Origin of the sequence: Microcoleus sp. CZ3-B2 (assembly GCF_036705055.1) — a bacterium.
Lineage (GTDB): Bacteria > Cyanobacteriota > Cyanobacteriia > Cyanobacteriales > Microcoleaceae > Microcoleus.
Map to the genome: position 1 here is coordinate 1 of NZ_JAUBTN010000057.1, position 16882 is coordinate 16882.

The window sequence follows — 16882 nt, forward strand, 5'->3', positions numbered from 1 at the left end:
CTCTCCCAATCTCCCCCTCTCCCAATCTCCCCCTCTCCTCCACACCAATGCGAATTCTCTTCACTATTGCTCACTTTTACAATCCCAGCGGCGACGGGAAACACGCTTCCCAGCGAAACGACCCGCAACCGAGACTGAATGCTTTAACCGCTTGCGTGACATCGCTACAAGCTTTGTACGGTCAATCTCAGTCGATGATTGATATTCGGGAATGTGCAACTATTCCAGCCAATCAAGCTCAAAAACACGAAATTGATATTGTTGTTTGCACTACTCAAGGCTATCATTTGTTGGCTCAACTGCCGGTACAGCCTAGGTCCTTTATGCACCACGCTACAAAATGCGAACCGCTACTTTTGGGGTTTGAGTGTCAAGCAGTTTTGCGAGCGTGTCTTGACAAATACGATTATTTCTGTTACTTAGAAGATGATTTGATTCTGCACGATTCTTGGCTTTTTAGCAAATTAAATTGGTTTACACATCACGGCGGAAATGGAAATTTGCTTCAGCCTAATCGCTATGAAATATCGCCTCAAGGGGCTGTTTTTAAAGCATATATTGATGGGGATTTAGCGGCAGGAGTTACTGCTAAGTTTCAAAATGTGGAGGAACAGCCGCAGTTAATGGGGAAAATTATGGAACAGCCAATTTCTTTTGAACGGGCTTTAAATCCTCATTCTGGTTGCTATTTTTTGAATGCGGAACAGATGGCTTACTGGGCTAAGCAGTCTCATTTTTTGGATAGGGATACTAGCTTTATTGGCCCGCTGGAAAGTGCGGCGACTTTGGGAATTATGCGGACTTTTAGGATTTATAAGTCAACTCCTACTTATGCTAATTTTTTGGAAATTCAACATTTTGGGGCGAGTTTTCTCAAGTTGATCGGTAATAAGGTGAGGATTTCTGAGGAAGGATAATATGAGGTTTGTAGTGAGGATTTTAGTCCGCATCCAAGAATGACTAAAGTCCTCATTACTAACGAAGAATGACTTTAATCCTCATTACGAACGAATTATAAATTTAAACTATCGCCGATTTTAACTGTGCCGCTGTTGATGATTTTGGCTAAAACTCCGGTTTGTGCGTGACCGAATTCTTGTTTGAGTAAACTCAGTAGGGGAATATCCCGATCGCCCGTTTCTGGATTTACTTCTATGTTGACACAGCGATTGATTCGTGCTGTCACTTCGATTAAAGCTGTACCTAATTGAAACTGTTTTCCGATCCAGTCAAATTCCGACCACGCTGAAATACCTTCTAGCACAATGTTCGGGCGAAATCGGCGCACGTCTATCTGTTGGTTTGCCTTTTCGGTTAATTTGTCTAGGGTGGCTTGGGCGAGGAGAGAAATGTGTACCGGTTCTCGATCGGGATAACGAGTTAAGCCGCTGCTGTCGCCGACTAAGCGCAAAGGTGCAAACTGCGGGTGTCTCGCTTCTTTTGTTGGCTGCATTTCCGCCAGATATTCGCTAAAAAAGCTGCTGATGCGATCGCGCCCCGCTGCTGTGTTCGTCGCTGCTGACAACACTGCAACTCCTTGACGCTGGACTGTTAAAATGGTCGTTTCCGCTTGATAATCGCATTCTAAAGCTGCTAAATACGGCCAATCGTTTTGAACTGCAAAAGATTTTTTGCTCTTCCAAGGTACGTTTTCGGCGGGCATTTGTGCCAATTCAGGATTGTCGGCAAACATTAGAGCAAAAGTGCGATCGCCCTTAATTCCATGTCCTGCTGTTAAAGCAAACCCCGACATTTCTTGCGGTGTCAGCCCTTTAATGGGGTAAATGAATAACTGTTTTATTGTTGCTACTGTCATATTTTTGTTTAGCCGCGCTTCTATTTCAACTGAATTCTTGTCCCCCCTTACTAAGGGGTGCTAGGGGGTACAAGCTAATTCAAAAACATTAATAAAATTGCTATAAAAAGCCGATTAAGCTAGTAATTCATAGCGGCGAATATCGGGAGGTGCAACGGCCAAACCTTCTAATTTCTGCACGGCGGCTTGAAGGTGATTTGAAGCGAGATGTTGTTCTAGCAAAGCTGCACTTTCCCACTCTTCAACAAAGGTGAAATCTGTAGGATCGGCTTGATTTTGCAATAATTCGTATTTGATGCAGCCTTGTTCTTGGCGAGTTGGCTCGATAATGCTCAGCAGCAGAGATTTAAGTTCTGCTACTTTGTCGGGAAAGGCTGTGAGACGGGCGACTACTCGCAAGGTTGGTTTGGACATAGGGTAAAAAAAACAAGCTGTTATGGCGATCGAATTTACCGATGTCGATCGGGCAAACTCAACAAAACACGATTTTACTAAAAATAACTCAAAGAGGTCGATCGGTCAACAGCCAGCATAATCTTTCCAGGACGCGCTCAAGTCTCAGAAACCCGGTTGATTCCAAAATTCTTCGTTACCAACCGCAAAACCTCGTATAAACCGGCTTTCTTGGTATATTCTTCCTTCTTCCTGATGACGTTGGACGGAAAGTTCGGGGGGGGGACAGCACTAACAACTACCCTTCGACTTCGCTCTTCGGACAAGATGACTAATGACTAATGACTAATGACTAATGACTAATGACTTCTTCCCTCTTCCTTCTTCTCAATCTTTGGGATAGAATCGTTTGTTTGCTGTAGAATATTCCCAGGCGAGATTCTCCGGGTCTTTTTCGCGGCTCCACTCAGCAAACTCCGGTTTAACTTTCCATTTGCCGATCGTAGTGGCGTGAACTTTGAACCGACGGGAAAGTTCCGTCTGGGTAAAAGAGATTTTCGGCTTTTGAGGAGTCTTGGTTTGAGCTATCGGAAATAAATTAGTTTTTTTTTCTTGTGCTTGTTCCCCATTTGTGGGATGCTCTTTAACAGCTATTGCCGCGTTAGGTGTGGCGCTTTGATTGACATTTGGAGCTATTTGAAAATAATACAAAATTCCTCCTTGTTCCGTCACTTCAAAATCGGCGGCAAACTCATAGGCCCGTTTGTCAAGATATTCTTGAACCTTTGATCCTGGGAGTTTCGCATTCATCGCCAAATCCAAAGCCGTAACTCGCCCTTGATTTTCCTTGATCAACTTGTAGAAAACCGAGTCTAAATGAGCGAGTTTATGTTTTTGCTGCTGCTGGTAAAACTTGTAAGCCCAAGCAATGCCCGCTGTGGTGGCGATCGCCCAAAACATCGTTCCCGACTCGAAACTGGCAACCGCCGTCAAGCAAATAGGCAAAAGTAGGGTAAGATATCCCCAAATGCTGCCCTTCTGTAGGTTATTGCTGTTTTTGACCATAGTTCCTGAACAGGTATGTACTTTCGCTAACGCCGTGCTTGTCTGAAAGCCGTCTGGTTTTTCGACACTAGATATATCGCTGTCTAAATCCGCTAATCGCTATCTGCCTAAAAACGGATAAAACCCCCACACTCCTAAGTGAACAATCCTAATTTTAGACCCAATTTCCAACTTTTTTGATTAATCTAGCTGAGTCAATTTTTCTATCTCAAACTTCTACGACGACTTAGCCTATGGCGAAGTCGAAGAAAATCGAAGTATCCAAAATCGAAACTCTCCACTATACTATAAAATCCCAGAATCTACTTTTTTTTATAACCGAGGATTCATGTACTTTTTTCGCAAACAGATTGCCATCCTGTCTCTAGTTGTTGCTTGCTGTACCCTGACTATTAGTTGCGGCGAGAACCGAACTGTCCAGTGTACTAAGTTTACAGAAATTGTCACCAAAGGCAAGGCTCTCATCGATCTTAAGAAAGGCAGCTACGATGCTGTAACTAGCAAGAACTTAGCTAAAGATTTGAACCAGACAGCGAAACAACTTGAGGCTTTGGAAGTCACAGATCCCACCCTCAAAGAGATTCAAGGCCCATCGGTTAAATCCTTCCGGGAAATGGGTCAAGCACTAGGCGACATAGCCAAAGCTCTTGAGACTGCAAATCAGGCTTCTACCAGTATAAAAGGTCGAGAGCAAATCAAAACAGCTAGCGCAAATATTCTCCGATACGGACAGCAGGCGAATCAAGCAGCGGAAAATCTAGACGCTTTGAGTGGCAAACTGATTCAATATTGTAAGAGCGATCGCTAAATAGGTAATTGTAAAAAAATCAGAACATCAATTATAATACCCTGCAAGATGTGATTGTTTTTGCGATCGCCTACTTAATGACTGATGACTGATGACTAATGACTAATGACTAATGACTGATGACTAATGACTAATGACTAATTACCAAATTTAATGATGAATTTCTAGATTCAAAATATAGCGACCGAGTTGTACTTTTTCCGACCACAACTCATATTCTAACCGCAAGTGTCCCGGTTCCGGCTTTCCTGTCAGCGTCAAGTTGCGAGTGAAGTTGCGGAGGCGCAACTGTTCGGGAGTCGCCAGCGATTCGCCCTGAAGCCAGTAACGGCTAAGCCCGTACATTCCCCGTTCCCAGCAGTGGCGGTAACTGTATTTGCCGTTTCCTTGCATGGTCATAATGACTCGATAGGGCGAAACTTCTAGCCACAGCAACCGGGGTTTTGTGCTTGTTGGTAAGATAGCAACTTCCTCGCCAGATTCGTCGGAAAATTGGCGATCGACTATTGCCGGTTCGTGTAGCAACAAGTGAAAGCGATCGCGGTCTTTTTGATAAAGCGTACCAGCGGTTTCAACGAATGACCACAAAGGTAAATCTGTGGATACCAGCGATAAACTTACAGGCTTGCGGTGATGCGTCAGCATAAATAAAAGTGTAGGAGTTATTGTGGATCGGGTAGTTTGAGATACTGCGGCTTGCTTCGGCTCCCTTCGACTTGAGGGGTTAAGACGCTGGCTCACAAGTTGCGAGCGTACAAGTTTGAAATTTTATACTTTAGAGTTTAGATTGGTTGGATTCTAAATTCCGGAGATTTTGCTGAAAAAAATCAAAAATCTACAACTAGCAATCGAAAATCTAAAATTGTTCAGTCAAAATTCAATCATCTGTTCAATAACTGAGTGCAACAAGTGAAATATGAGCAAATATACGGATGGTTTTTGTAAAATCAAGATAAAATCTGTACAGTTGCATCTGCTGTCCCCCGTGACTGATACCAGTTTCACAAAATAATGAAATTGGGTAGCCCCTGTTCCAAAGCCCTATGCGGTATATCATTCCCCATTCTAAAATCTCAAACTTGTTGGCTCGCGAAGTCGAAGAATCTAAAATCTAAAATGGTATGACTTAGGACTGAGAAAAGGGTAGGATAGCTAACGCTGTCCCATCCTAGTTTATCTCAATGCAAGCTGATATTATAACTACTTCGCTTCTAGGCGAAAGTCAAACTTTAAGCATTCAAAAACCGGCCTCGGGCTTGTCGCTGCGAGGTCGGATTCGAGTTCCGGGCGATAAGTCGATTTCTCACAGAGCTTTGATGTTGGGCGCGATCGCCAGCGGTGAAACGACTATTGAGGGACTGCTGCTAGGAGAAGACCCCCGCAGTACGGCTAAATGTTTCTCGCTGTTGGGAGCCTCGGTTTCGGAACTTAACGCAAAACGGGTGAGCGTCCGTGGTGTCGGAATTGGCGAGTTAAAGGAGCCTCTCGAAGTCTTGGACGCGGGTAATTCCGGCACGACGATGCGGTTGATGTTGGGAATTTTAGCGTCTCATCCAGGGCGTTTTTTTGCGGTAACTGGTGACAGTTCTTTGCGATCGCGCCCCATGTCGCGCGTCATTAAACCGCTGCAACAAATGGGAGCGCAAATTTGGGGTAGAAAAAGCAGTTCTTTAGCTCCCTTAGCGATACTCGGACAGCAGTTAAAACCGATTCACTACCATTCGCCGATCGCCTCAGCTCAAGTTAAATCCTGCATTTTGCTGGCCGGTTTGATGGCCGAGGGAGAAACTACAGTCACAGAACCCGCTCTGTCGCGGGATCACAGCGAGCGGATGCTGCGGGCCTTCGGAGCAAAATTGAGCGTCGATCCAGAAACTTGCAGCGTTACAGTCACTGGGCCCGCGCAACTACAAGGGCAGAATGTGATTGTACCGGGAGATATTAGTTCGGCGGCATTTTGGCTGGTGGCTGGGGCGATCGTCCCTGGTTCCGAACTCGTAGTCGAAAATGTCGGAGTCAACCCAACTCGCACGGGTATTTTGGAAGCTTTGGAAATGATGGGCGCTGACATTGAACTGCAAAATCAGCGAGAGGCGGCTGGCGAACCGGTAGCGGATATTTTGGTTCGCTATTCCAGTAAGTTACGGGGATGCACCATTGCTGGCGACTTAATTCCCCGATTGATTGACGAAATCCCCATTTTGGCAGTTGCGGCAGCTTTTGCGTCTGGTACTACAATAATTCGAGATGCGGCAGAGTTGCGAGTCAAAGAGAGCGATCGGCTGGCCGTGACTGCTGTGGAACTCAACCGCATGGGAGCCCAAATTACTGAGTTACCCGACGGCTTGGAAATTACCGGCGGAACTCCTTTAACTGGCGCGGATGTTGACAGCTACACCGACCACAGAATAGCGATGAGTTTGGCGATCGCAGCGCTCAACGCCACAGGTATTACTAACATTCACCGGGCCGAAGCTGCTGCCATTTCCTACCCCGATTTTACCGCCACTTTACAACAACTTTGCCATCCAAATTAAGATTGGGAATTGGGCGGAGCGAAGCGGAGGAATTGGGCGGAGCGAAGCGGAGGGATTGGTTATTGGTTATTTGTTATTTGTTATCGGTTATTTGTTATTTGTTATTTGTTATTTGTTACTTGTTATCGGTTATTGGTATAGCCTCACAAATAACCATTAACTGCTAACCAATAACCAATAACCAATAACCAATAACTAATCACAAATAACCAATAACTAATCACCAATAACTGATGACCAATAACCACTGATACCAAATTCGGGTAACATACCCCTGGATGATTCGGCGGTTGAAACTGCATCTACAAAAACGATGTCGGCCTGCGCCGACTCGTTGATAAAGGGTAGGTATCCCAAACCCGAATTTGGTATTACTAATGACTAATCACTAATGACTAATGACTAATCACTAATGACTAATGACTTCCTCTAAGAATTTTTGCCTACAACTTGTTCTTTAAAAGAATCAACTTCCGTTAATAACTCTTGACGAGTAGAAGCCTTGAGGAGATAGCGGTAAACAAACCAACCCGTATATCCCATGCCAATTAACTCAAAAACTGGAGCTACCAAAGGGACATCATTAAGAGCCGCTAAAACTCCCAGCATTACCTTAAGACTAACACCGCCTGCCAGGATTAAACCCACTGTGACCAGAGGCTTTTGGTATTCAGTAAAAAAATTGGACAGATAAACTGGAAGTTCCGACAAAATTGTGAGAACTTGGTCTTTAATATCTTGGAACTGGCTTGTCGGTGTTTCTGTAGTTGTCACTGTAGTGATGACCCCGGGTTGGTCAGCCACCAGGTCTACTGTGACGACTTCAGTCATCGTTTGTGTGTCGTCAGAAAAGTTAGCTTGTGTCATTTGATACTTCCTCCGGTGTCAAGTAAAATTGCAGGCTTTGAGTTGCCGCCAGTGTAATTATCCGGCATTTAGCACAGCATTCTGGCAGCCGGGACTAATTGATGAGATTAAGCCAGACTTTCACAAATTGCAAGCAAAACAAACATATCAATTGATTTTAAACAATTGCCGTCGCTGCAAAATCGCTCTTTTGACTCATTTTTTTAATTCACTGAGGTCGATTTGATTGGGACAAGTACGCCCTTGTTCAAAATCGGTGATATTGCCGCTCGTGGTTTCGGCGATATTTTGCAAAGCCTCCTGAGTGAAAAAAGCTTGATGTCCGGTAATCAGGACGTTCGGGAAAGTCAGCAAGCGCTGAAATACGTCGTCTTGAATCACCAGATCCGACAAATCCTCAAAAAACAAATCCGTCTCTTGTTCGTACACATCCAAGCCGAGGTAGCCAATTTTACCAGATTTCAGCCCTTTGGTGACAGCTTTAGTGTCAATCAACTGACCGCGGCTAGTATTGATCAGCATTATCCCCGGCTTCATTTGCTCGATCGCCCCTGCATCGATCAAATGGTAAGTTTCCGGGATCAGCGGACAGTGGAGGCTGACAATATCCGAGTTAGCGAACAGTTGGGCCAGCGCCACATATTCCATCCCCAGGGCCAGACAATCCGGGTTGTGAAAAACATCGTATCCCAGGAGGCGACAGCCGAATCCGTGCAGAATTTTGGCAGTAAGCGCGCCAATTTTGCCAGTACCGACAATTCCCACCGTTTTACCGTGGAGGTCAAAACCCAACAAGCCGTCTAGGGCGAAATTGCCTTCGCGGACGCGGTTGTAGGCGCGGTGGATTTTGCGGTTGAGGGACAAAATCATGGCGACTGCGTGTTCGGCGACTGCGTAGGGAGAATAAGCGGGAACTCGCAGCAGAGTTAAGTCTAAATCGCGGGCTGCTGCTAAATCGACGTGATTGAATCCGGCCGATCGCAGCGCCAGCAAGCGCACGCCATTTTGGGCGATCGCCCGGAGCGTTGGAGCGTCCAAACAGTCGTTAACGAAGGCGCAGACGGCCGGAAATCCCGCAGTTAACACGCTCGTTTCCAGGTTCAGGCGCGGTTCAAAAAACACCAACTCGTGTTTGCCGCTGTTGGCTGCTTCCAAAAAAGTGCGATCGTAAGATTTCGTGCTGAATACAGCTACCTTCATGATTTTTGCCTGCAAATTCAGTAATAGTTAGCAATTCTTTCCAGATTAACTCTATTTTCTAACCAAAACTCCCTAGTCCAAAAAAACAATTTCCCTGAGAAATTTGTAGTTTCCCAACGAAAGCCTCTATAAAACAAGCTAATTTTTGGCATTAAGAATGAAAATTTAATTACTTAAGCAATTGCTCCTTACCAGGAAGAGCCTGGTAATGCAGAGCCGGAGACTCTGCCTCCTTTGATCTCGCAATTTACAGTCTGAGGTTGTAGCACCCTACAAACTAATGACCGATTACCAATCGGGCGGCAAATTATAACTTTCAAGAGTTGATTGGTCTTTTAGCAAATCTTCAGTTTCTCTGTCAATTTTAATCTCACCATCCGCCAAAATTAACGCCCTTTGAGTCGTTTTTCCGATCCAATTCAAATCATGGGACGCGATTAAAATTACCTCGATCGGCAATTGCGACAAAACTTTAGCCAAACGCCTGCGCCACGAGGGGTCTAGTCCGTTAGTCGGCTCGTCTAAGATTAAAATTGCAGGCTTTAATGCTAAAATTGCTGCCAAGGCTGCTAACCTTCTTTGACCCCCGGAAAGTTCGTGGGCCGAACGGTTGGCAAATTCGACTAAACCGAATTCGTCTAATAAATCTAAAGCTCGATCGCGCGCTTCCCCAGGCGACACTCCATAATTGCGCGGCCCGAACATCACATCCTCTAAAATAGTCGGCATAAATAGCTGGTCGTTAGCATCTTGAAAACAAAATCCTATTTGCTTCCGCGCTTGCGATAAAGTCGCCTGTTCCAGCTTGATTCCCTGCACTCTAATTTCGCCGGATTGAGGCATTTTTAAGCCGATCAAGTTTTCGAGTAAGGTGCTTTTTCCAGCTCCTGTTAAACCCATTAAGCCTACTCTTTCCCCTGGTTGCAAACTAAAGGAAATTCCCCGCAATACTGGCTTTTGTTGGGGATAGCTGAATACTAGGTCTTGCACTTCAATGGTTGGCGGTGATTTGAGATTAGTCAATTTTTATTTACCTCGATTTTATGATTAAGAGTTTTTAACCGCAGAGGGCGCAGAGAACGCAGAGAGGGGAGAAGGGGGGAGTAAAAAAACATTTAAATCAACAACAACTAATGACTGATGACTAATGACTAATGACCAATGACCAATGACTAATGACCAATGACCAATGACTAATGACCAATGACTAATGACTAATGACCAATGACTAATGACCAATGACTAATGACTAATGACTAATTACCAATTACCGTAAGAAGCTATTGTTAATCCCGCTGCGGTTAAAATCGCGAGTGTCAGCCACAGTCGCTGTTTTGGTGTTGATTTTGAGTCGGTGGGCAAACTTCCTTGATAGCCGCGAATTAGCATGGCTGCGTGTACTCTTTCTGCGCGATCGAGACTTCGCAAATAAAGTGCTCCGATCATGGAAGCACTGGCGTAGCGCAGCCATCCTCCCGTACCGGATAAGCCTCGGAGTTGCGCGGATCTTTTCATGCGGTTGACTTCGGCTAGCAAGATTTCTAAGTATTGTCCTGCTAAAAGAACTATTTCTTGCAAACCTGCTGGTAGGGGTAATCCTTTGAGGGCGATTCCGAAACTGTGGGGCGGCAAAGTTAGCAGAAAACTGTTCATAATTAGCAGGCAAATTAGGGAACGCAGCAATAGAAAACTAGCGCGTTCCCAACTTTGCGGCAATACTAACAATGACAGAAAAATTAATTCTGCTCCTAACAGTTGTAATAGGGTTCGCAGCGGTGCTCTCAGCCACAACGACCAAAAAAGTGCGATCGCCCCATAAATCCCCAGCCACAGCCAAGCGCCAGTCTTCATAAAACCAATGCCGACTACAATTATCAGAGATAACCGCAATCGAAAAGGTATCGAGAGTTTAAGCATCTTTCGGTTTGACCAATTGAGCAATACCAAAGGCAGCGCCGAAGCAGATTGCAGATCCCACAACTCCAGCAATGCTGGTACCAATCGGCTGTTCTTCTAATCCTTTAACTGTGTAATCTGCGAAGGGAGTAGGATTTTCGATCGCCACAGCTTCTTTATCTTTAAAACCGTATTTTTCCGCTACAGCTTCTAACCCATCGGGCCAACTTGAAGCGAACAGCGAAAGCAAGCCCGAAATTAATAAAACCCCTACTACTGGCGCTACCCATTTCTGCAATTGTGGCTGTTCTCCCGGTAATAAATCCGGCCGAACTTTGATGAGATAAGTTAAAACTCCGCCTGTAATTATCCCTTCGCCAATGCCAATTAAAATATGTACGCCTACCATTGCGGGTAATGCGATATTCAGCGGTACTGTACCAGAAATTGCTAGTTCGATCGCCACACAAATAGAAGCAGCAACGACGCTGAGGGCGGCGGCAATACCCGCAGCTAGGGGCAAGCGATTTCTGGAACCTCCCAAGAGTTGCTGCAACGGCTGCAACAGCCACCAGCCAACCCAAATGCCCACTAGCCCCATGTTAAAAATATTCGCACCCAAGGCGGTGATGCCCCCGTCGGCAAACAAGACGCTTTGAATGATAAAAACCGTGCTCATCGCCAAAGTTGCCGCCCAAGGGCTCCCCAAAACCACGGATGCCAGCGCCCCTCCCAACAAGTGCCCGCTGGTGCCGCCGGCTACGGGAAAGTTGATCATCTGGGCTGCAAACACGAAAGCTGTAGTTAATCCCATGATTGGGCCTTGCCGCGATCCCAGACTGGTGCGGGTTCGACTTAGGGCAACTGCAATTACTGCTGCACTTGCTACGCCGGTGACAATAGCTACGGGCGGTGACAGAAAACCATCAGGTATGTGCATCGATATATCCCAAACAAGAGAACTCCCAACCCTTTAGTCAACTATTTTTTACAAAACTTTACTATGCCCTATGGGGGGATTGGTGCGGGGCTGTGATGCTCTTCTTTAGCGGGCAATTCGTGGCGGGCGATCGCTTCTGTTACAAGGATGCAGGCAACAAACCGCCATAATTTTCACTCCTGGGCGATCGGAGATTAAGTAATTCTTAACAATTAATCGAATTTTATACCTACAGCCCGCACCTGCCAGCTTTTTGATAAAAATTATTAATATTTCTTGCCCGATTTAACATCCGTTTTTGGGTTGGTCAAGCAAAAGATTAAAAAAATATAAAGAATTAACTGAAAATTCTCAATTGGTTTTATTCTCAACTTTTGAGAATAAATTGCATTAACTTTTTGACCGCAGTCGCAGTACAATTGCCCGAAAGCTAGTCAAATCCCAATTAGTGGGTGTTGGAAAAATGAAAAAGCTCGAATTATTGCCACTTAATATAGTCAGCAATATTTTGGCTGCAGTCGATCGCGCAAAGTGCGATCGGCTCGTCCCCCACTGCGGGCATTCTCAAGATATTCAAAAAACTAATGCAATTATTATCAAGTAATTTTCCCAACAGGGTTGCTTAATCAGGGTATGAAAAAAATAAGTTGAAAATTCAGAAATTTTGTGGATTCTGGTTTCTATGACTTGCATATTTAGCCTTTCATACCGTAAATCAGCAACGCCCAAACAAAAAATAAGCCGCTCCCAGCCAGGGAGATGCACAAAATAGTTTGGGCTTGTGTGGGAGTTTTCACTCTTTTTTGTGTGACTTATCCCATCGCGATGTTTCGCGTAGCGCAAAAAGAAAAGTTTCGCGGTATTTACGTCAAGTCTTGGACACCAGAGTTGAAAAATCTTGATGGTACTGCGGCAGATGTTCGGAGTTTTGATCAGCCCGCCCAACCAGCTATTACCAGTAGCGGTGCGCTGCCGGCGGTAGTTGCTGACAGCCAAAAAAAGTTGCCTGAAAAGTCTCCTGATGTTGTGCCTTTTACTAATCAGTCTACTGAAACAGCTATTACCAGTAGCGGTACAGATAAGACTGTGCAAGCTGTACCTGTATCAGCAGGCCAGCCAGAAACTCAGGCGGTGAATGGGACTAATCAGATAGCAGAAATTACCGATCGCGCTAAACTAGATGAATTAGCTATCAAAGTGTACGATCGCATCGATCCAGATTGGCAAACTAAGCCTACCTTCACACAAAATCTAGTGTATCGCGTGACTGCGAGTCTTGATGGGGCGATCGCAAATTTCGAGCCGCTCAATCAACCAGCCAAAGATTTCACCCAAGAAACTCCCCTACCTTCTGTGCAGCAGACTTCCCAAACTCAGAGTAACAGCGGTGCAGTACCCGCAGCCAAATTTACCGTAGTGTTTGCTCCTAATGGAGTCTTGGAAGTCAACCCCTAATTGAGACAAAAAACTGTCCGGTAAGCTGCGCGGCGCGCGCCTTGCTGGGAAACTTTTTCTTGAAATTAGGACAAAAGTCAAAGGCCTAAAGCGGTAAGGCGCGATCGATCGCACCCTACCGCTTTAGGCCTTTAAAAAAAACACTTTTTGCCAAAAATCCATTCAATCAAGAAACATGATATCCTAAATATTGTCATTCATTGCATTCTAAATCAAACACAACAAATGAAAGAACTTGACGATAAAAAAACCCAAGAACTTCTAGCCACCATCATGGAATGGGAACTAGCAGGGGTTGTGCGCTACACCCACTATGCACTGATGGTGACAGGTCCAAACCGCATCCCCATCGTGCAATTTTTTAAAGCACAAGCAACTGAATCCCTGCTCCACGCGCAACAAGCCGGAGAAATTCTTACTGGCTTAGAAGGGCATCCAACGCAAAAAATTGCGACTATCGAAGAAACATACAAACATTCGGTAAAAGATTTGTTGGAAGAAAGTCTAAATCACGAAAAAACAGCCCTCAAAAAGTATAAATCTTTACTTGAAGTAGTGACAGACTCCAGCATTTATCTCGAAGAATACGCCCGCAACATGATCGGTCAAGAAGAACTGCACCAAGTAGAACTGAAAAAAATGCTGAGGGATTTCAGTTAAGAGAAGTAATAGAGCGCATTCCTCAGTCATTAGTCCTTAGTTAATCCCCAACCGCCTTAAGATAGAGCATATCTTCGGAGAGTAAAAAGCATTTTTTAGGAATGCTGTCCCCGCTCGAAAAAGTTGTATATTTAGCGAGCGGGCACAGCAATCATATAAAAGCAAAACAGAAATGCTGCGCCTTAAAAATAGCCGATCCTTCTCTTCTCTTCCTTTGCGTCCTTAGCGTCTTCGCGGTTCAATAATTGGATCTTCTAGCAGCGGTAAAAGCAAAGTTACTAAAAACTAAGGATTAAAAACTAACTAGAAATTAGCAGTTATAAAAAAATGATTTTTAGCGAAGCCGTACCGACTTTTGTAATTACCCTGCGCGAAGGCGTGGAAGCAGCCTTAGTCGTGGGAATTGTTCTCGCTTGTTTGAAAAAAGCCGAGCAAAGTAACCTCAATGCCTGGGTTTATGCAGGTGTCGCAGCCGGCATTGCTGCTAGCGGTTTGGTTGGTGTTTTATTCAATGGGTTACTCGCGGCCCTATCAACATCTAATCAGCCTTACGCACCGGTAATCAAACAGCTATTAGAAGGCGTCTTGGGAGTTGTGGCGATCGCCATGCTAAGCTGGATGCTAATTTGGATGACTCAGCAAGCGCGGTTTCTCAAAGCAGAAGTTGAAGGAGCAGTTACAGCAGCTTTAAGAGAAAATACTCAGGCCGGCTGGGGCGTATTTGGTTTAATTTTTATTGCGGTACTGCGCGAAGGTTTTGAAACAGTTTTGTTTGTTAGCGCTCAATTTCAACAGGGTTTGAGTCCCGCTTTAGGCGCTTTGGGCGGTTTGACTGGGGCGACAATCATTGGGGCGCTGTTGTTCAAGTGGGGAGTCAAAATTGATATCCGCCTGTTTTTCAAGTTTATGGGAATTTTGTTGCTGTTAATTGTGGCGGGTTTGGCGGTATCTGCACTCAAGCATTTTGACCAAGCTGCTGCTATTTTGTCGCAGATGGATAGCAAGTATGCAGGGATTTGTGTGTTTTACGATCGCACCGCAGCACTGCACTCTTGTATTTTAGGCCCTATGGTGTGGAATGCTGCAGGAGTTTTGCCCGATCGGCAGTTTCCCGGAGTTATTCTCAAAGCACTCTTTGGATACAGAGATCGAATCTATCTTTTGCAAGCTATTGGTTATACAATATTTTTAGCCACCATCGGCGCTCTTTACTTCCAAAAATTAGACTCTAAGCCTACTCTTCCCAGCAACAATACTCAACCCGCTCCGCCTAACTAGCTTTGCTAGCAGTTTTTCTCCTTTGTGTCGCGGCTTCAATAAATTTTTATTTTTTCAAATAATTAAAAAATGCCCAATTTTTTCAGGTTTGGGGGTTGATCTTTTGACTTTTGTATGATACCATTTAATAATGGGAATAGTGAGTTTTTTTGTTATAAATAGTCATAGTTCCATTATTAGATTATACCGTCAATAGTCCTCAAAAGCAAGCCCTAGGCATCAAAAAAAAAAGAAATTTTTTTTAACTCAACTTAATAAAGTTAACAAAATTTAGAGTTTTTGGGCGATCGATCGTGGGAAACCTTAAACTCAAAAGCTCAGACTATTTTTTGATATCATAGAGGCAAAACAAGCTCGATCGCGAAACAGGTCGATCGACAAATGCGACAGCAAACCGACATCGATTTTACCTGCATCCAAAAGTGGGAAAGCAAAGTTTTATTCCCAATACATCTCGCTTCAATTCACATTCAAGCCGCACAGCAGCAATTAGAAGGTTGAGGAATTGCACCGCCAGATATCGGCCACTATCAATTTCTAGGCTCAACCGCTCAACTTTAGGGCAAATTCCTACCAAAAATATTGGCATTTCCCATTTCGACAGTTGTAAATACAGTTACATCGATCGGCCCGTCAAGCCAGAATCGCCTCTGAAATCTTAAATCTCACATCAAATCGCAGCTAACTCCCTGCAAAACCCGCCCGCATCCGACCAAAATTTAACCTCTCGGCCAGTAAAAAAATCTGCCCTCAGAAGGATTTTTGGCGAACATTTTTTTGATAGGTGCTCCATAGGGCTTATAATTAGTACAAGAATATTTACAAAATTCGCAAAGTTCTTAATGAACCTTATAATCCTTAATGAAGCTTAAGATTAAAACATTGTTCGTTAAAGTTAGCTGGAACCCCCAGAATGCTGTAGTCTCAGCCATCTGGTTAGCGGTGAGATAAATGATGATGCCTCGGATACTTGTTATTGATGATGACGCGGCGATCGCCGAACTGGTAGCCGTCAACCTAGAAATGGCTGGCTACGAAGTCACCCAGGCAGAAGACGGCATCAAAGGTCAGGCACTGGCAATACAACTGCTGCCGGATCTGATCGTCCTAGACCTGATGTTGCCTAGAGTAGACGGATTCACAGTATGTCAGCGTTTGCGGAGGGACGATCGCACATCCGACATACCCGTCTTGATGTTGACAGCCTTAAGTCAAACTCAAGACAAAGTAGAAGGCTTCAACTCCGGCGCCGACGACTACCTGACCAAACCCTTTGAACTAGAAGAAATGCTAGCGCGAGTGCGAGCCCTGCTGAGGCGCACAGACCGCATCCCCCAAGCAGCCAAACACTCCGAAATCCTGAATTACGGCCCGCTGACCCTCGTCCCCGAAAGGTTTGAAGCTGTTTGGTACGTTAATACCGTCAAACTGACTCACCTAGAGTTCGAGTTGCTGCACTGCTTGCTGCAGCGCCACGGTCAAACAGTCTCTCCCAGCGAAATTCTCAAAGAAGTCTGGGGCTACGACCCAGACGACGACATCGAAACAATTCGCGTACACATCAGACACCTGAGAACCAAGATGGAACCCGATCCCCGCCATCCTCGGTACATAAAAACCGTATACGGGGCCGGTTATTGCCTCGAATTGCCCAGCAACGAGCAAGTCGCCGAGGAAAGCAAATCCTCTGCTTGAACGGGCGCGCCAGATTCCACAAGCAGTTAAAAATTTCGATAGAAAAGCCTGAGAGCAAACGCTCTCAGGCTTTGTGGTTTGGAGTTTGAGATGAATATGCCAAGAAATAGCCATTAGCTGGTATTAATTCTCTTAATTGAGAAAAAACAATCCCGCACCGTCTTTTAGTCCCACTTCGATCGAAGCTGACCCAGAAGAAAGTACCGGATTTGTTCTGCCACCTTGTCTTTTCCGAGAGGATGAGATAGCTACTTAAACAACAATAGACTTAG

At 45.0% G+C, this 16882-nt stretch carries 17 protein-coding genes; 8 read left to right on the forward strand and 9 right to left on the reverse strand.

All coding sequences use genetic code 11. The annotated features are described in order from the left end of the window. The first annotated feature begins 47 nt into the window (after positions 1-47). Positions 48-917, forward strand: coding sequence for a calcium-binding protein (locus QUA97_RS21505; protein WP_194067822.1), 870 nt, complete (start codon positions 48-50; stop codon positions 915-917). A 95-nt stretch (positions 918-1012) separates the two neighbouring features. Here the strand turns inward: QUA97_RS21505 and QUA97_RS21510 are convergent, their stop codons facing one another. The 3 genes from QUA97_RS21510 to QUA97_RS21520 all read right to left on the reverse strand — a co-directional run bounded on the left by QUA97_RS21510 (position 1013) and on the right by QUA97_RS21520 (position 3274). Beyond that, entirely contained in the window at positions 1013-1816 is an 804-nt protein-coding gene (locus QUA97_RS21510) for an MOSC domain-containing protein (RefSeq protein ID WP_194067823.1), read from the reverse strand. A gap of 114 nt (positions 1817-1930) precedes the next feature. Next, a complete protein-coding gene (locus tag QUA97_RS21515; RefSeq protein ID WP_194067824.1) occupies positions 1931-2230 on the reverse strand; it encodes a putative quinol monooxygenase in 300 nt (99 codons plus the stop codon). Between the two features lie 366 nt (positions 2231-2596). Then, positions 2597-3274, reverse strand: a complete 678-nt coding sequence (locus QUA97_RS21520; protein ID WP_333195932.1) for a hypothetical protein — start codon at positions 3272-3274, stop codon at positions 2597-2599. A 328-nt stretch (positions 3275-3602) separates the two neighbouring features. Here QUA97_RS21520 and QUA97_RS21525 point away from each other — a divergent pair, with 328 nt between their 5' ends. Continuing rightward, a complete protein-coding gene (locus QUA97_RS21525) occupies positions 3603-4082 on the forward strand; it encodes a hypothetical protein (RefSeq protein WP_333195935.1) in 480 nt (159 codons plus the stop codon). Positions 4083-4232: 150 nt separating this feature from the next. On the opposite strand, the gene QUA97_RS21530 is transcribed toward QUA97_RS21525, so the two are convergent. After that, positions 4233-4727 carry a hypothetical protein gene (locus tag QUA97_RS21530; protein ID WP_333195937.1) on the reverse strand — a complete coding sequence of 165 codons (495 nt, stop codon included), beginning with the start codon at positions 4725-4727 and terminating at the stop codon, positions 4233-4235. Between the two features lie 536 nt (positions 4728-5263). Between QUA97_RS21530 and aroA the strand changes: the two genes are divergently transcribed. Then, positions 5264-6619 (forward strand): 3-phosphoshikimate 1-carboxyvinyltransferase, encoded by a 1356-nt coding sequence (gene aroA / locus QUA97_RS21535; protein WP_333195939.1) that lies wholly within the window; start codon positions 5264-5266, stop codon positions 6617-6619. A gap of 429 nt (positions 6620-7048) precedes the next feature. On the opposite strand, the gene QUA97_RS21540 is transcribed toward aroA, so the two are convergent. The 5 genes from QUA97_RS21540 to QUA97_RS21560 form a co-directional block, all read right to left on the reverse strand. Beyond that, a complete protein-coding gene (locus tag QUA97_RS21540) occupies positions 7049-7486 on the reverse strand; it encodes a CAAD domain-containing protein (protein ID WP_194067828.1) in 438 nt (145 codons plus the stop codon). Positions 7487-7681: 195 nt separating this feature from the next. After that, on the reverse strand, positions 7682-8686 hold the full coding sequence (locus tag QUA97_RS21545; RefSeq protein WP_333195941.1) for a 2-hydroxyacid dehydrogenase: 1005 nt from the start codon (positions 8684-8686) through the stop codon (positions 7682-7684). Positions 8687-8974: 288 nt separating this feature from the next. Next, positions 8975-9709 (reverse strand): energy-coupling factor ABC transporter ATP-binding protein, encoded by a 735-nt coding sequence (locus QUA97_RS21550; protein ID WP_194067830.1) that lies wholly within the window; start codon positions 9707-9709, stop codon positions 8975-8977. A gap of 237 nt (positions 9710-9946) precedes the next feature. After that, positions 9947-10603: an energy-coupling factor transporter transmembrane component T family protein gene (locus QUA97_RS21555; protein WP_194067831.1), complete on the reverse strand. Its 657-nt coding sequence runs from the start codon at positions 10601-10603 to the stop codon at positions 9947-9949. After that, a complete protein-coding gene (locus QUA97_RS21560) occupies positions 10596-11522 on the reverse strand; it encodes an energy-coupling factor ABC transporter permease (protein ID WP_194067832.1) in 927 nt (308 codons plus the stop codon). Before QUA97_RS21560 ends, QUA97_RS21555 begins: the two co-directional genes overlap by 8 nt. 463 nt (positions 11523-11985) lie before the next feature. Here QUA97_RS21560 and QUA97_RS21565 point away from each other — a divergent pair, with 463 nt between their 5' ends. The 5 genes from QUA97_RS21565 to QUA97_RS21585 all read left to right on the forward strand — a co-directional run bounded on the left by QUA97_RS21565 (position 11986) and on the right by QUA97_RS21585 (position 16610). Next, on the forward strand, positions 11986-12126 hold the full coding sequence (locus QUA97_RS21565) for a hypothetical protein (RefSeq protein ID WP_194067833.1): 141 nt from the start codon (positions 11986-11988) through the stop codon (positions 12124-12126). A 203-nt stretch (positions 12127-12329) separates the two neighbouring features. Beyond that, positions 12330-12977, forward strand: a complete 648-nt coding sequence (locus QUA97_RS21570; RefSeq protein WP_333195946.1) for a hypothetical protein — start codon at positions 12330-12332, stop codon at positions 12975-12977. Positions 12978-13202: 225 nt separating this feature from the next. Beyond that, positions 13203-13637, forward strand: coding sequence for a ferritin-like domain-containing protein (locus QUA97_RS21575; protein WP_194067835.1), 435 nt, complete (start codon positions 13203-13205; stop codon positions 13635-13637). Between the two features lie 327 nt (positions 13638-13964). Then, on the forward strand, positions 13965-14915 hold the full coding sequence (locus tag QUA97_RS21580; RefSeq protein WP_333195949.1) for an FTR1 family iron permease: 951 nt from the start codon (positions 13965-13967) through the stop codon (positions 14913-14915). A gap of 957 nt (positions 14916-15872) precedes the next feature. Then, on the forward strand, positions 15873-16610 hold the full coding sequence (locus QUA97_RS21585) for a response regulator transcription factor (protein ID WP_194011399.1): 738 nt from the start codon (positions 15873-15875) through the stop codon (positions 16608-16610). The last annotated feature ends 272 nt before the right edge of the window (positions 16611-16882 follow it).

Bases quoted from the DNA above. Each gene is read 5' to 3' on its own strand.
- QUA97_RS21505 (WP_194067822.1), top strand. From the start codon at position 48: ATGCGAATTCTCTTCACTATTGCTCACTTTTACAATCCCAGCGGCGAC.
- QUA97_RS21510 (WP_194067823.1), bottom strand. From the start codon at position 1,816: ATGACAGTAGCAACAATAAAACAGTTATTCATTTACCCCATTAAAGGG.
- QUA97_RS21515 (WP_194067824.1), bottom strand. From the start codon at position 2,230: ATGTCCAAACCAACCTTGCGAGTAGTCGCCCGTCTCACAGCCTTTCCC.
- QUA97_RS21520 (WP_333195932.1), bottom strand. From the start codon at position 3,274: ATGGTCAAAAACAGCAATAACCTACAGAAGGGCAGCATTTGGGGATAT.
- QUA97_RS21525 (WP_333195935.1), top strand. From the start codon at position 3,603: ATGTACTTTTTTCGCAAACAGATTGCCATCCTGTCTCTAGTTGTTGCT.
- QUA97_RS21530 (WP_333195937.1), bottom strand. From the start codon at position 4,727: ATGCTGACGCATCACCGCAAGCCTGTAAGTTTATCGCTGGTATCCACA.
- aroA (WP_333195939.1), top strand. From the start codon at position 5,264: ATGCAAGCTGATATTATAACTACTTCGCTTCTAGGCGAAAGTCAAACT.
- QUA97_RS21540 (WP_194067828.1), bottom strand. From the start codon at position 7,486: ATGACACAAGCTAACTTTTCTGACGACACACAAACGATGACTGAAGTC.
- QUA97_RS21545 (WP_333195941.1), bottom strand. From the start codon at position 8,686: ATGAAGGTAGCTGTATTCAGCACGAAATCTTACGATCGCACTTTTTTG.
- QUA97_RS21555 (WP_194067831.1), bottom strand. From the start codon at position 10,603: ATGCTTAAACTCTCGATACCTTTTCGATTGCGGTTATCTCTGATAATT.
- QUA97_RS21560 (WP_194067832.1), bottom strand. From the start codon at position 11,522: ATGCACATACCTGATGGTTTTCTGTCACCGCCCGTAGCTATTGTCACC.
- QUA97_RS21565 (WP_194067833.1), top strand. From the start codon at position 11,986: ATGAAAAAGCTCGAATTATTGCCACTTAATATAGTCAGCAATATTTTG.
- QUA97_RS21575 (WP_194067835.1), top strand. From the start codon at position 13,203: ATGAAAGAACTTGACGATAAAAAAACCCAAGAACTTCTAGCCACCATC.
- QUA97_RS21580 (WP_333195949.1), top strand. From the start codon at position 13,965: ATGATTTTTAGCGAAGCCGTACCGACTTTTGTAATTACCCTGCGCGAA.
- QUA97_RS21585 (WP_194011399.1), top strand. From the start codon at position 15,873: ATGCCTCGGATACTTGTTATTGATGATGACGCGGCGATCGCCGAACTG.